Here is a 14,749-nt window from a genome sequence, read left to right as displayed (position 1 = left end):
GACCCGCAGGGTCCACAGGCATCACGACGGCGACCACGGCACCCGCGGGCGCGATGGAGATGGGGTGGGACGCCCCAAGAGCTCGTGTACCCCGCACAACGCCGCCCCGGGGGCAGGTGTTCCCCTGTTCGCCGCCAGCGAAACTCAGCCACCCCACGCGGCCTTACACGCGCGGAGTCACACCCGCCGGCGCTTAGCCGCCGGTGAGGACGCGGCTGACGTAGGTCGCCACGGCGTGCACCTTGCTCATCGTGCCGACATAATCCATGGCGGTCGGGCCCACCACCGCCATGCCACCGATGGCGGTCTCCTCCTCCGGGGCGCCATAAGAGGTGGCGATGACGGAGGCTTTTTTGAAGTGCTGGTCGGCGTTTTCCTGCCCGATGCTCACGTGCACCTCGCCGGGGGCGGTCGCCGCGCTCAGCAGCTTGAGCATGATGACCTGCTCCTCCAGGGCCTCGAGCACGGACTCGTCGATCTGCAGGGTGTTGGCCGCGCCGGCGACGATGAGCTTGTCGGCGGGGCGCTCCACCAGGGTGGTGCGCAGCACCGCCAGGCTGCGGGCCACACTATCGCGGTGGGCGGCATCCCACCCGGCGGTCGCCGCCACCACGGCATCGAGATTGTGGGCGGCGTTCGGCAGGGTGCGGCCCACGAGCGCCCGGTTGAGTTCGTCGCGGACCCGGGCGGCCGCGTCCGCCTCAATGGGGTGGACGAGTTCGACGTTGCGCTGCTCCACCCGGCCGGTATCCGTGATCACCACGAGCAGCAGCCGCGTCGGCGTGAGGTGGACGACTTCCACGTGGCGGACGTGGGAGGCCGCCAGGGTGGGCAGCTGCACCACCGCCGCCGTCCCCGTCAGCCCGCTGAGCAGCTGCACACTGCGCCGCAGCACGTCCTCCACGTCGACGCCGTCCTGCAGGAAGGTCAAAATGGCGCGTTTTTCCGCCCCGCTCAGCGGCTTGATGGCGTGCACTTGGTCGACGAAGGCCCGGTAGGCCTTCGTCGTGGGAATCCGCCCCGAGGAGGCGTGCTGCTGCTTAATGTAGCCCTCGGCCTCGAGGGCGGCCATGTCGTTGCGGATCGTCGCCGGGGAGACCCCCAGCTGGTGGCGTTGCACCAGCGCCTTGGAGCCGACCGGCTGGTTGGTGGCGATGTAGTCGGCCACGATGGCGCTCAGCACTGCGTGTCTGCGGCGTGAAGTCGCCGTTTCGGCCACGTCCGCCACCCCCTTTTGTGTCAGGTTCGTCAACTCGTACCTCACGCACACCCTACTGCGCCCACTTTTCAGGGCCCGGGTCGTGCGTGGTGTCGTGGAAGGTGCTTGCAGTGTAATACGAACCTCCCAGCGGCCACACCCCCGCACAGACACGCAAGCTTCCACCGGGTGCCACCGGTGCGGTGGCGCGCTTATTCGGCGGCGAGGATGTCGGTGACGATGCCGTCGGCGAGCAGGCGGCCCGCGTCGGTGAGCACCAGGTGCACCACGCCGCGCGTGTCGGTGCTGCGGCGCAGCAGCCCCCGCTGCAGGTGGCTGGCCACCACGCCGGCAGCGTCGTCAGCGATGAGGTGCTCGGGCAGGCCTTCCGCCAGCCGCAGGCGCAGCATGACGTCCTCCATGTGGCGGGCGTCCGCGTCGAGGGTTTCCTCGCCCGCGATGGGCAGCTCTCCTGCGCCCAGCATGTCGTTGTAGCGTCCCGGGTGCTTGACGTTGAAGAAGCGACGCCCATCCAGGTGGCTGTGGGCGCCGGGGCCGATGCCCCACCAGTTGCCGCCCCGCCAGTAGCCCAGGTTGTGCGCGCAGGCACCACCGGGGCGGGCCCAGTTGCTCACCTCGTACCAGTCCATGCCGGCGGCCCGCAGCGTGTCATCAATCATCCGGTAGCGCCGCGCCAGCACGTCCTCATCCGGGGCGGGCAGCTGCCCCTTGGCCACCTTGCGGGCCATGGCGGTGCCGTCCTCCACGATGAGTGAATAGGCGCTCACATGGTCGACGGGAGTATCCAAAATAGCCTCGAGGGTGGCCTGCAGGTCGCGGTCCTCCTCCCCCGGGGTGCCGTAGATGACGTCCAAGTTGAGGTGTTCAAAGCCCGCGGCGGCGGCCTCCCGGGCGGCGGCCACCGCCCGGCCCGGGGTGTGGCGGCGCTCCAGGACTTTGAGCACGTGCGGGGCCGCGGACTGCATGCCCAAGCTCACCCGCGTGTAGCCGGCCTGCAGCAGACCCGCGAAGAAGGCGGGGCTGGTGGACTCCGGGTTGGATTCGGTGGTGACCTCCGCGCCGGGGCGCAGGGTGAAATGCCCCCGCACCAGGTCCATCACGTGGCTTAGGCCCTCGTGCCCCAGCATCGAGGGCGTGCCGCCGCCGACAAAAATCGTATTCACCTCCGGCAGCTCCCCCAGGGCCGTGGCGGTGGCTTCCGCTGCGAGGGCGACCTCCACGGCGACGGCCTCCAGGTAACTATCCGGCCCCAGCCGGGACCCCAACTCGCCCGGAGTGTAGGTGTTGAAGTCGCAGTACCCGCAGCGGGAGGCACAAAACGGCACGTGCAGGTACAGGCCGAACGGTGCGGCGGCAGTACCGTCACCATCCGGCCCCGGCTGCGGGGCGGGCGTGCGCGGGGAGAGAGTCATTCGGCCATCGTGTCATATCAGCGGCCACGACACCCACCCGCAGGCACGCGGCTGGTTCCCGCGCCGATTAGCGGCCGCGCGGGGCAGGGGTGCTGGTGGCGCGCTCCGCGAGCTTCTTGCGCACCCGGGCCACCACCGCATCGGTTTGGGCCCGCTCGAACAGGAACCGCGGCGGGTTGTGGCCGCGCTGCGCGCGGGCGAAGCTGCGATCCCGGGCGTGGACCGCATGAATCCACGCGTGCGCCGCATCGGTGACGATGCGGTGAGCTTTGCTCAGGCACAGCGGCAGGTTCGCCGCATCCAGGTCGCGGGCCACCGCGCTCGCGGTGGCGACCACCCAATCGCAGGTGTCCTCCAGGCAGGCATGCACCCGCTCGGTGCGGGCCTCGAGGGTGTCCTGCAGCACCTCCACGGCGACGGTGCGGCCCAAGGGAAAATCGTTGACGAGGCTCACCGCGGTCACCGGTTCCGGGGGCGCGGGGATCTCCTCGACGTCGCCGGTATGCACCGACAGGTTGCCGGAGTGCAGGCCCGTCGTCAGGGCCTGCCGCAGGCCCGCCAACTCGCCCAGCACGCTGCGGGCGTCGCTGCGCCCCTCGTGGAGGATCTCCTCAAACTCGTCCAAGCAGTCCTCGACGAGTTCGACATCCCAGTCGGCGACCGCCTGGGCGATGTGCTCCACATATTCGGCGACCTCGTCGCCGATGTCGTAGACGGCCTGAGTGAGTTCCCGGTGGCGGGCTTTCGCCCCGCTGAGCTTCAACCCCCGGCGGGGTTGCGCCAGCGCCCCGCCCTGGCGGGGGCCGTGCGGTGGGGTACCGGCGAGCGGCGTGCCCGCAGCACGGGCCATGGCATCAGCACCACTAGGCACTCGCTTGTACTCCTTCCCCACATCCACGTCATCAACAACAACGATTGGCCCCACGTGGGGTCCAACCACACCAGCCGGGCAGCACATCTGCAGCAGCAATCGCGGACGCGCCCTGGCACGCCACAAACGCGCAGTGTCGCACGGGCTGATGGTGTCACTTTTTCGCCCGCAGGCCTGGGGTTTTCCCGCCTGCGCGCGGCACGGAGCACAGCTTAATTTACCCACCCACCCCCATCCGGTTGCCCCGCCCAAGGCGGCGAGAATTTCTCCGCCCGCCCGCCCCGACCGCCTCGCAGGCCCGGCCGGACTACCGCCACCCGCGCGCACACCCGCCGCCACCGGGGTGCGGGACCGGTGGGCGACAGGTGCGTGGCAGTGCGGGGCGACGCACCTCAAGGGGTGTGCCCTGTTAGCGCTTGTAGAGGAAGCGGATCTCGTCGGCGAAGCGGGCGACCACGACGTTGCGCTTGATCTTCATCGTCGGGGTGAGCTCGTTTTCCTCTTCCTTGAGGTCGCGGTCGAGGATGTAGAACTTCTTGATCGCTTCCGCGTGGCTGACGGTGGAGTTCGCATCGTTGATGGCGTCCTGGATTTCGGCCCGCAGCATCGGGTCGGTGGCCAGGTCGGAGATGGTCTTGTTCTCCGGGATGCCGCGGCCGGTCTTCCAGCGTTCGAAGGCGTCCTCATCGAGGGCGATGAGCACCCCGACGAAGGGCTTGCCGTCGCCGACGACGAGCGCCTGGGAGATCAGCGGGTGGCTGCGCAGGCGATCCTCCAGGGGGCCGGGGGAGACGTTCTTGCCGCCGGCGGTGACGATGAGGTCCTTCTTGCGGCCGGTGATGACGAGGTGCCCGCTGGGGAGGATCTCACCCAGGTCGCCGGTATTGAACCAGCCCTCGGCGTCGAAGGATTCGCTGTTGGCGTCGTCGTTGTTCCAGTAGCCCTCGAAGACGATCTCGCCCTTGAGCAGGATCTCACCGTCGTCGTTGATGCGGGCCGACACGCCGCCGACGGGGCGGCCGACAGTGCCGATGATGTTGTCGTCGAAGTTCACCGCCGCCGCGGCGGTGGTCTCCGTGAGGCCGTAGCCCTCGTAGACGGTGACCCCGATGCCGCGGAAGAAGTGCAGCAGATCCTGGCTCATCGCCGAACCACCACTGATGCAGTACTTCACCGCCCCGCCCATGGCGGCACGGATCTTGGAGTAGATGAGCTTGTCGAAGGTGGAGTGCTTGAGCCGCAGGGAACGGCTCGGGCCCGCCGGGGTATCCAGCGCCCGGGAGTACTCGCGGGCGACCTTCTCCGCAGTGTCGAACATCGCGCCCGCGACAGCGGACTTCTCGTGCGCGTTCGCCGCCGCGCCGTTGCGGACCTTTTCAAACACGCGCGGCACGCCGAGGATGAGGTCCGGCTTCGCACGCTGGAACTCCACCACCAGGGAGGAGAAATCCGACCAGTGGGACTGGGTGGCGCCACCGATGCACACCGCGAGGCTCACGGCGTGGGAGAACACGTGCGCCAGCGGCAGGAAGGTCAGCACCCGGGTGCCGGGGATCGCGATCGCACCAATCGGGTGCGTGAGCAGGGCGCGGACTTCCGCCACCCAGTTGTGGTGGGTGAGCCGGCAGCCCTTCGGCCGGCCCGTCGTGCCGGAGGTGTAAATGAGGGTGGCGAGATCCGCCGCCCGGGTGGCCTCAATACGGGCCTGCACCTCAGCGTCGTCGATCTCGCGGCCCTCGAACTTCAGCGTCGGAATCGCCGAGGCATTGAGCTCCAGGATGCGGCGCAGCTGCGAGGGGGAACCCGACAGCGCCGGCTTGTCGTCCGGGCCCCACTGCAGGTGCTTCATCAGGTCCGTGTGGTCGCGGGTCTCCGTCACGGCAAACACCGCACCAGAGTCCTCAATGATCCACTGCACCTGCGACAGGGAGGAGGACCCATAAATCGGCACCACCACAGCGCCGGCGGCCCAAATAGCGAAGTCCATGAGCGACCACTCGTAGCGCGTCTCCGAGAGCAACGCCACCCGGTCGCCCTGCTTGACCCCGTTGGCGATGAGCCCCTTGGCGACGTCGAAGACTTCGCGGACGAACTCCTTCGCCGTGACGTTGACCCACTCGAAGTTCTGCGGGCGGGTGAACATCACCCCATAGGGGCGGGCCTGCGCGAGCGCCAGCATGGCGGTCAGGCAGGTCTCCTTCTCCCCCACCTCGTAGGCGGCGGGAGTGGAGTACTCCGGAATCGTCTCGCCCGCAGCAAACTCTGCGGGCGTAGCAGTCGACGGGGACTTATCGGAACTCACGGTAGAAGCGTTCCCTTTCCCAGCGCACCACGCCCGGCAGCCGCCCGCACCGACACCCCACATGCAGGCAACATGTGGGAACACTCGGCGCGGCGGCAGCCAAAGCGCACACGGCGCGCTGACGCACGAAAAAAATCAAGTGGTGAAAAACGAGGAGTAGTCACACACGAGGCAGCAGCCGGCAGGCCCGCCGCGGACTCATGCCACTGGCCAACCCTGGGCTACTACGCTCACGCATCCACCTGACCGCGCACCCCTGGCCCGACTCGAGTACGAGGTGGGTCGCAGAGGGGCAACACGGCCGGATGCGGTAGGTGAACTACTCAAACTACTCGGCGAGGCGGCTCTTCTGGGCCTGCGACAGGCTCAGCGGTGCGTACAGCCCGGGCCACGCGCGGGCGAGACCCGCACAGAACCAGCGCAGCACATCAGGTGCCACCTCGTGGAGCACTGGCTAAAAACTCTACGGGCCGACCCCCATCGGCTGCCAGAAGAAAAGATGAGGGGAACGTCACGTTGTGCACGAAGGACTGCCCGACCCCGGTGGACAGCCCCGCACGTCCCATACCCCCCGGGTTCGCAGGCCCCCAGGTCCACAGGTCCACACGGGCGCAGGGAGGCCCCACAGGCCAGCGCTGACGCACGTAGACTGGGGCGCACATCGCACACACCGGAGCGGGCGTGCTCTCCGGAACGTACAGGAGCGCAACCCCGCGGCCCCACAGGCACTATGCGAAAGGCAGCATCATGGCTAAAAGCAGCGACCCCTGGTTCGACACGGCCCTCTCCAAGTGGCACCGCAGCTCCACTGATGTGGTGCTCGCAGGAGTCTGCGCGGGCGTGGCGGAGACGTACGGCGTGTCCGCGAAGGCGGTGCGGGTGACGTACTGCGCAGCGCTCATCTTCGGGCTGCCGATCATCGCCATCTACCTCTTCCAGTGGCTGACCTACCCGGTGCGGCCGGGTGGCGCCGGGGGCACCCAGCCGGGCTCGCAGTACACCCAGGGGTGACACTCGCCACACTGTTGGGTGACGCGTTTTCGAGCACACACCATTGGTGGCAAACTATGAACCCGTGAGCGAACGAAGCCAGCTGCATGCCCTTGCCGACGCCTATGGTGTGGCCACCTCCTACACCTCCGCGTCCAACGAACTGACCTACGTCAGCGACGACACGATCCGCGCCACCCTCGCCGCCCTCGGCGTCCAGGTCGGCGACTCGGAGGAGGCGGCAGCCCAGGCGCTCGCAGCGAAACACGACGCGGACTTCACCCGCCCCCTGCCGCCGTGCGTGGTCGCCACCCACGGCTTCCCTTATGTGGTGCACGTGCACGTCCACGACGGCGAACCCGCCGAGCTGCACATCGCACTCGAGGACGGCGGTGAGGTCACCCCGCCCCAGGTCGAGAACTGGACCCCTTCCCGCATGATCGCAGGCGAGACGTGGGGCGAGGCCTCCTTTGAAATCCCCGGCGACCTGCCGATGGGCTGGCACCGGCTGTCGCTGCGCTCCACGGGCATTGATGAGGTCTGCGACCTCATCATCACCCCGCGGGCGCTGGCCGCCCCCAGCGCCAAACTTTCCGGGGTCATGGCGCAGCTGTACTCGGTGCGCTCCAAGGAATCCTGGGGCATGGGCGACTTCCACGACTTGGCCCACCTGGGCAGCATGCTCGGCTCCCTGGGCCAGGACTTTGTGCTCATCAACCCGCTGCACGCCGCCCAGCCGGCCCCGCCGGTGGAGGACTCCCCCTACCTGCCGACGACGCGCCGCTTCATCAACCCGATCTACCTCCACATCGAATCCATCCCCGAGCTGCAGCAGCTCGACGCCGATGGGCGGGCACGCGTGGAAGAGTTGGCGGCCTCCTTCCGGAAGCTCAACGCCAGCGCGGAGGAAATCTCCCGCGACCCGATCTATGCCGCCAAGCTGGAGGTGCTGCGCACCCTCCACGCCCTGCCCCGCACCGACGCCCGGGAAGCCGCCTACCAGGCCTACCTCGTCGCCGAAGGCGAGGGGCTCGCCGAGTTCGCCGCCTGGTGCGCGCAGCGCACCCTGGAGACCTACGACGATCCTGAATCCGCCCCCGACATGGAGGAGCTCGTCGACTTCTACTGCTGGCTGCAGTTCCTCTGCGACGAGCAGCTGCGCACCGCGCAGGCCGCCGCGACCGAGGCCGGCATGCAGCTCGGCATCATGGCCGACCTCGCGGTCGGTGTGCACCCGGGCGGCGCGGACGCCTTCACCCTCGCCGAATACCTGGCCCCCGACGCCAGCGTTGGCGCCCCGCCGGACGGCTACAACCAATACGGCCAAGACTGGTCCCAGCCGCCGTGGCACCCCACCAAACTCGCCGAGGCCGGTTACCGGCCCTGGCGGGACCTGCTGCGCACCGTGCTGCGGCACGCCGGCGGCATCCGTGTCGACCACGTCCTCGGCCTGTTCCGCCTGTGGTGGATCCCCCGGGGTGGCAAGCCCACCGACGGCACCTACGTTTACTACGACCACACCGCCATGGTCGGCATCCTCTGCCTGGAAGCCGCCCGCGCCGGCGCCGTCGTCATCGGCGAAGACCTCGGCACCTTCGACCCCTGGATCCAGGACTACCTCGCCGACCGAGGACTGATGGGCACCTCCATCATCTGGTTCGAAGGCGACCCCGAGATCCACGGTCCCCGCCGCCAGCACATGTACCGCACCCTGGCGCTCACCTCCGTGACGACGCACGACCTGCCGCCCACCGCCGGCTACCTCGACGGGGAACACATCCGCCTCCGCGACCGTCTCGGGCTGTTCACCACCCGGGTGGAAGACGAAGACGAAGTCGATCTCGTGTGGCAAAACGAAGTCCTCGACCGCATCCGCGACACCGGCTACTTCCCCAACCACGACCCCTTCTACGGCACCGCCCGCGCAGAGCGCGGCACCGTCGAAGAACTTCTCGTGGGCCTCCACCGCTTCATGGCGGGCACAACGAGCTACCTCACGTGCACCGCACTCGTCGACTTGGTCGGCGACACCCGCGCCCAAAACCAGCCCGGCACCACCAAGGATCTCTACCCCAACTGGTGCATGCCCCTGGCCGACGGCGACCAGAACCCCATCCTCATCGAAGACATCCCCACCCTGCCGCTGGCGCAGGCGGTGCTGAAGGCGAGTGAGCGCTAGCCTCCGCGCACGCCCCTTGCCACCCATGTGAGGCGTGGTCTCACCTACACCCCGCAGAGCCGTGTTGCCTGCGGGGTGTACGCATACCCGCCGGACTGCTCGATGAGTTCGTCGATGTGGGCGTCGAAGTTTTCCAACTCCTACAGCCGGCTGCGTCGTACCTTCCAGACGCCGTCGATGGCGTGTGGTCCGACGCTGCACACCTCGGCGGTCGCGCCGTGTGGGAGGTCCGCCGCGACGACCTCGTCGGCTACCTGCGCACCCCGCACAGAGGCGTTACCCCCAGAAGATCGGGTTGTCACCCGAATCCAGGTACTCCACCAACCGGCCAATGTCGCTGCTGAAGTTCACCGTGGTGCAGGGGTGCAGGTTGCTGTCCTGATCGAACCAGAACAACGCCCACTTGCCGCCCAGCCAGTCGAAATGGAACTGGGCGACCCCCTGACGGATCCACGGCCCCGTGTCCGATTCGGTGGGGTGCCACGGCGGCCGGCACTCAAAGACCGTGATGGTGTCGTCGTCGTGGTCGACCTCGATACGGAGCTGGTCCTGAATGCGCTTCGGGACCAAGTTGCGCGCCCACTTCTCGACGGTGGTGAGGTCCTTCTTCGGGTAACGCAGTTCGCCAGGGATATGCATACCGTTCACACTAGCGGCACTCTGCGCCCGTGGCACCGTGAGGGCGAGGATCCGGTGTCACGAACGGGCAGCCCACAAGCCGCCCCGTGAGTCGCTCAGTTCTCTAGGGGGTGCCTCAGGTGGTGCGCTGCGCGAGGGGTATCTCGCCTGCGTCGGGCGCGGCGAGGGCGTCACCGGTGGGCGCGTCACCGGGTGCTGGGCTTCCGCCCGGCGCGCTGACGGCGACTGCGGCCGCGCCGCCGGTGCCGATGCGGGCGTAGACCTCCGGCTGGGTGCGGCGCAGGACTTCCCCGCGGAGGAACCCAGCCACGCCGCTGAGGAAGATGACTGCCGGCATACCAACGACGAGGGCGTTGATGCCGTCGGCGCCGACCATGACGTCGAAGTGGAGGAGGATTTCGGCGAAGACGAAGCCCAGGCCCACGACCGCGATGATGGGGGCCAGCACCCGGGTGAAGGCGCTGTAGCTGCCCGGGTGTCGGGGTGATGCGGCGTGTGAGCCGCCCGGGCCGGCGGTATCCGCGTCCGTGATGGCTGCGTTGGTGTCGGCCGCATCGGTGGTGCCGACGGCGGTGTCTGTGGTGCCTGTTGTATCTGTACTGCCCGCGAGGAAGGCGGCGCGTGCGCGACGGAAGTACATCCCCACCGCGACAGAGGTCACCAGCAGCAGGAAGACGATGCCGAAGGCCCCGCCGTTGGTCATCCAGGAGAACATGGTGAGCACCGGGAACTCCGGGCCCTGGTGCGTGACCTCACCGACGGTGGCGAAGCCGAGGATGAACAGCACCGCCACCAGCGATTGGCTCAGCGAGCCCGTCATCGGCGCGTGGGTCGTCGGGTGGGTGCGGGAGAACCACTCGGGTAGCACCCCTTCCCGGCCCAGCACCAGCGTGTAGCGCGCCACCGCATTGTGGAAAGCAAACAGGGCGGCGAACAGGCTCGTGACGAACACGAACTGGCCCACGAGTGCCAGCGTCGGGTGCCCCACCTGCGCGAGGTAGTGGAACACCAACTCCGGCCCCAACGTCGTGGCCTCCTCCACGATGCGGCTATCCCCCACTCCCTGCTGCAGGGCCCACACGCTGAACGCGTAGAACCCGGCGATGAGTGCGAGGGCCCAGTAGGTAGCCCGCGGCACCGTGCGGGTGGGGTCGGTGGCTTCCTCCGCGTAGATGGTCGCCGACTCGATTCCCATGAACGCCGCCATCCCGAACGCCAGTGCCGCGCCCACCCCGGGGTGGGCGACAAAGGCGCTCAAGTCAACACCGGCAGCCGAGTAGCCTTCCGCAGGGTTGAGCAGCGCGACCGCGTCGAGGAGCGCCACGATCGCGAACTCGGCGACGACAAGCACACCAATGATCTTCACGCTCGCATCGATATTCATCGCCCCCAGTACCGCAGTGAGCAGCCATCCGCCCAGGGCACACCACCACCAGGACACCTGCCACCCGGCAATCGCCGCCAGGGCCATCGACAGGGAGAACCCGAAGATTCCGTACAGTCCGATCTGCATCATGTTGTAGCTGACCAGCGCCAGCCAGGCGGTCGCCAGTCCCTGCCGCTGGCCCAAGCCGCGGGCCGCATAGGCGTACAAGGCGCCCGCGTTGCTCACATGCCGGCCCATCGCCACGTAGCCGGCGGCGAAAAACAGCAGCACGATGCCCAGCACCAGGTAGCCCAGCGGCACCCCCAGCATCTGGGTGACGGCGAAGCTCGTCGGCGCGCCACCGGCCACCACCGTCAGCGGTGCGGAGGCCGCGATGATGAGAAACACGATGCTGCCCACCCCGAGGTGCCCGGAGAGGTGATGCCGCGGGTCGACCACACCGTCGCCCGCGGCGGGCGGGGTTCCGCGAGCGCCTGTGCGCTGCGCCGGGACGGGTGAGGATGCGCGGGCGGCATGCCGGGACCTCTGGCGCGACGACTGTGACACGTGCGACGGGGTTGGCGAGGGGTGGGTACTCATGGGGACTCCCAAAGGTGTCATGTGGACAGGGACGTGGGGCGGGGTGGGCGTGCAGGTGGTCGTGCGGGCGGGGCGCCACGCACCGAATGCTGGCCACGCTATTGCGGGGTGCACACCCCCAGCCACACCCCGGGTGGGATGGTGCACACGCACACAAATCGTGTGCGCTGCCGCACAACACTGCTGTGTCTGCGCAGGCTTAGCTAGACGCCAGGCGGCCGGCGTTCCTCCCGTCGGCCGTCACAACCCCCACGAGCAGGCCCCGCCGCCGCAGGATCGGCGATTCTTCTCGTCCCCCTTTCGACCCCGTCGCACCACAACACGTTGATTCAAGGAGTGATCTGCCCATGACTTCCCACCCCACCCCCACTGCTGGCACCCCGCGCGGCACGGTCGGCGTCATCGGCGCCGGGTTCGCCGGCCTCATCGCCGCCCGCGAACTGGAACGCCACGGCTTTGCCGTCACCGTCCTCGAGGCCCGGGATCGGGTGGGCGGCCGCACCTGGACGGAGGAGGCCATGGGCTACCCCCTGGAGATCGGCGGCACCTGGGTGCACTGGATGCAGCCTTTCGTCTGGGCGGAGATTGTGCGCTACGGGGCGGAGATCACCGCCTCCCCCGTCTGTGAGGAGGCGTACTGGATCGCGGGGGATACCGTCCACACCGGCTGCGAGGCCGACGTCGACCGGCTCCTCGCCGACGTGCAGGCGCACATCTTCGCAGGCTCTCGTGACCTGTTCCCCCTGCCGCACCAGCCCTGGGCGCGCGCCGAGGAGGTCGCCGCCGCGGACGTGGGCGTGGTCCTCGACTCAGTGCGCGGCGAGGATCCCTCCTTCACGGAGGAAGAAATCGCGCTCGCGGACGCCTACTGGTCGGCCGGCTACAACGGGCCCACGCCGACAGCGTCGCCGCTCATGGCGAAGCACTGGGCGGCCCTGTCCGACCACCGGCTGGCACTCCTCGACGACCAGACGCTGCGCTACAAACTCGTCGGCGGCACCAAAGGCATCTACGAGGCCATTGCGGCCGACATTCGTGGGGACATTCGCCTGGCCACCGCCGTCGCCGCCGTCGACGACCGGGGCGCGGACGGGGTGACGGTTACCCTCGCCAGCGGGGAGGAACTCCCCTTCGACTTCGTCGTCACCACCGTGCCCGTCGGCGCACTCGGGCAGGTGGAGTTCCCTGCCGGGCTGCCCGCCCACGTCGCCCGCGTGGTGGAGGAAGGCTGGAACTGCCTCGGAATGAAGATCTGGGTGAAGGTCCGCGGGCACCGCAACATTCTCTGCTACGCGCCGACGGGATATCCCCTGGCGCTGCTGCGCACCGAATACTTCCTCGACGACGGCACCATGATCATGGTGGGCTTCGGGCCCCGCCACGACGCCCTCGACATGAATGACACCGCCGCCGTGCAGCGCGCCGTCGACGTGTGGGATGCGGGCCTGGAGGTCGTCGACTCCTACGGGCACGACTGGAACGCCGACCCACTGACCGGGCAGACGTGGACGACCCCGCGCACCGGCCAGTTCCTCGACGCCCACCCCCAGCAGCTGCTGCACGGGCGGGTGGCGTTCGCCGGCTCCGACTGGGCGGCCGGCTGGAACTCCTTCATCGACGGGGCCATCGAAACCGGCTTCCGCGCCGCCCGCGAAATCGCCGCCGCACACACCACGTAGCGGGGAAGCCCGCCGGGGAGGAAAAAATTCTTGCCTAAAACGCTGCGCGCACAGTGCACCCTATGGCAGAGTTGCTCACAACACACGGGCACCACCACGCCCCGCGGCCACCCGCCACCGACCCCTGCACAGGCCACCGGCGGGTACCGCCGCACCCACGCCGGCGGCTCGGGACCACCAGGGGGAGGGACTGCACACCCCACCTCCTGGTGCGCCCCACGACGGCGCCGCACAGTCATTGTGGGGACCGCACACCCCCACACCGACGCCGCAGTAGTGGTGGAGCCGCGTCACGCACCAGGTATCGGCTGGGAACCCATCCTCGGGGAGGGTCCAGCCCCACCTCAACCACGGCATCAGCGGATCGTACGACCGCAGCGAGGCTGACCACGAGGGACGCCGCGTGGTGCGGACACACCGGCACCCACGCGCACCCAGCAGCGAAGGGCGTCGACACGGGCCACAGCCGCGCTCCTGGAGGCGGGTGGTTCCCACATCGACTCCCACCCTGCTGCCGCGCACCGCCGGCGGGCCCGCGCGCACTCGCGTGACAACCGTGTGGCACCCACCTTGCTCACCACGAAGACAGGGAACTCGGAGGGACCCACTCGTGACCACGCCCCGGCGCCACCACCGCGCCCACCCCACACTGCGCCCCGCACTCGGTGCCGCGCTCCTGAGCAGCACCCTGCTGAGCGGCTGTGCGGCCTCACCTGCGGACCACGCCGCCACAGCGGACGACGTCCCTGCAGCCACGGCCGCCGCACCCCGCACGACGGCCACGCCGCGCCCCGACATCCCCTTCCACGAACAGGTCGACTACGAGCGCCTGCCGCAGGGCTTTGTCTGGAACGACACGACGATGGACCTCTTCAATCCCTGTACCGACGATCTTGTCGCCCACTATGAGGAACTCGGACTCGAGATCTTCACGTATGCCCCCGTTGACGTGGACTTCATCAGCGACGTGTCCTGGAGTTGTATCGCCGTCGATTTTGATCGGGACATCGGAGAAAACACCCAAGTCCTCGGCGAACCCATCAGCCGCGAACGCATCCTGGAGCGCCTGCCCGAGAACTTTCTCGGGGACGCCACGGATTCCTGGGTGCCGGGGGCCTACTACCTCGACTACGACTGGACCCGCACCCAGCACGACAATTGCCAGATCGCAGTCGATACCCCACGGGGACGCGTCGGCGTCACTCACTACGGGATACCCGACGCGAGCCGCAGGAGCGAACACTGCCAGCTGGCGAAGACCACCTTCGAGATGCTCTTCCAGGACGAGGTCTTCCTGCGGGCGTTGTATGGGGACAACATCCCGTTAAAGCACCGTTGAGAACAGCATGAGCAACCACCATTTCCCCACGCGACGCCTGCGTAGCTCGGTGGTGTTCGCTACGGTCTGCACTGCGGTTCTCGCAGGCTGTGCGAATTCCCCGGCCCAGACACACCACCCGGAGACCACCAGTTCTCAGCCGGCAACGACCAT

General features: G+C 68.5%; 10 protein-coding genes. 4 read left to right on the top strand and 6 right to left on the bottom strand.

Going from position 1 to position 14,749, the window contains the following annotated elements:
• Positions 1–193: 193 nt before the first annotated feature.
• The 4 genes from hrcA to C1Y63_RS09100 form a co-directional block, all read right to left on the bottom strand.
• On the bottom strand, positions 194–1,219 hold the full coding sequence (hrcA, locus tag C1Y63_RS09115) for a heat-inducible transcriptional repressor HrcA (protein ID WP_106016165.1): 1,026 nt from the start codon (positions 1,217–1,219) through the stop codon (positions 194–196).
• Positions 1,220–1,410: 191 nt separating this feature from the next.
• Positions 1,411–2,631 (bottom strand): radical SAM family heme chaperone HemW, encoded by a 1,221-nt coding sequence (gene hemW, locus C1Y63_RS09110; RefSeq protein WP_106016144.1) that lies wholly within the window; start codon positions 2,629–2,631, stop codon positions 1,411–1,413.
• 67 nt (positions 2,632–2,698) lie between these two features.
• Positions 2,699–3,556, bottom strand: coding sequence for a hypothetical protein (locus tag C1Y63_RS09105; RefSeq protein ID WP_233195663.1), 858 nt, complete (start codon positions 3,554–3,556; stop codon positions 2,699–2,701).
• A 355-nt stretch (positions 3,557–3,911) separates the two neighbouring features.
• Positions 3,912–5,681: a long-chain fatty acid--CoA ligase gene (locus C1Y63_RS09100; RefSeq protein WP_233195664.1), complete on the bottom strand. Its 1,770-nt coding sequence runs from the start codon at positions 5,679–5,681 to the stop codon at positions 3,912–3,914.
• Positions 5,682–6,551: 870 nt separating this feature from the next.
• Between C1Y63_RS09100 and C1Y63_RS09095 the strand changes: the two genes are divergently transcribed.
• Together C1Y63_RS09095 and malQ are read left to right on the top strand one after the other, a co-directional pair.
• Complete coding sequence (locus C1Y63_RS09095; RefSeq protein WP_106016142.1) at positions 6,552–6,815, top strand: PspC domain-containing protein; 264 nt, start codon at positions 6,552–6,554, stop codon at positions 6,813–6,815.
• Between the two features lie 64 nt (positions 6,816–6,879).
• On the top strand, positions 6,880–8,973 hold the full coding sequence (malQ, locus tag C1Y63_RS09090; RefSeq protein WP_106016141.1) for a 4-alpha-glucanotransferase: 2,094 nt from the start codon (positions 6,880–6,882) through the stop codon (positions 8,971–8,973).
• 276 nt (positions 8,974–9,249) lie between these two features.
• On the opposite strand, the gene C1Y63_RS09085 is transcribed toward malQ, so the two are convergent.
• On the bottom strand, positions 9,250–9,612 hold the full coding sequence (locus C1Y63_RS09085; protein ID WP_106016140.1) for a DUF3024 domain-containing protein: 363 nt from the start codon (positions 9,610–9,612) through the stop codon (positions 9,250–9,252).
• Positions 9,613–9,727: 115 nt separating this feature from the next.
• Positions 9,728–11,386 (bottom strand): APC family permease, encoded by a 1,659-nt coding sequence (locus C1Y63_RS09080; RefSeq protein ID WP_158256135.1) that lies wholly within the window; start codon positions 11,384–11,386, stop codon positions 9,728–9,730.
• A gap of 539 nt (positions 11,387–11,925) precedes the next feature.
• On the opposite strand from C1Y63_RS09080, the gene C1Y63_RS09075 reads away from it, so the two are divergent.
• Both C1Y63_RS09075 and C1Y63_RS09070 read left to right on the top strand, forming a co-directional pair.
• On the top strand, positions 11,926–13,257 hold the full coding sequence (locus C1Y63_RS09075) for an NAD(P)/FAD-dependent oxidoreductase (RefSeq protein ID WP_106016138.1): 1,332 nt from the start codon (positions 11,926–11,928) through the stop codon (positions 13,255–13,257).
• Between the two features lie 610 nt (positions 13,258–13,867).
• The gene (locus C1Y63_RS09070) at positions 13,868–14,596 is read left to right on the top strand and encodes a hypothetical protein (protein WP_106016137.1); all 729 of its coding nucleotides are present in this window, start codon (positions 13,868–13,870) and stop codon (positions 14,594–14,596) included.
• The last annotated feature ends 153 nt before the right edge of the window (positions 14,597–14,749 follow it).

It is taken from the genome of Corynebacterium sp. 13CS0277, assembly GCF_002994655.1.
Taxonomy (GTDB): Bacteria; Actinomycetota; Actinomycetes; order Mycobacteriales; family Mycobacteriaceae; genus Corynebacterium.
Note: the sequence above shows the minus strand (reverse complement) of the source record. Positions and strands in the feature narration are given on the sequence as shown.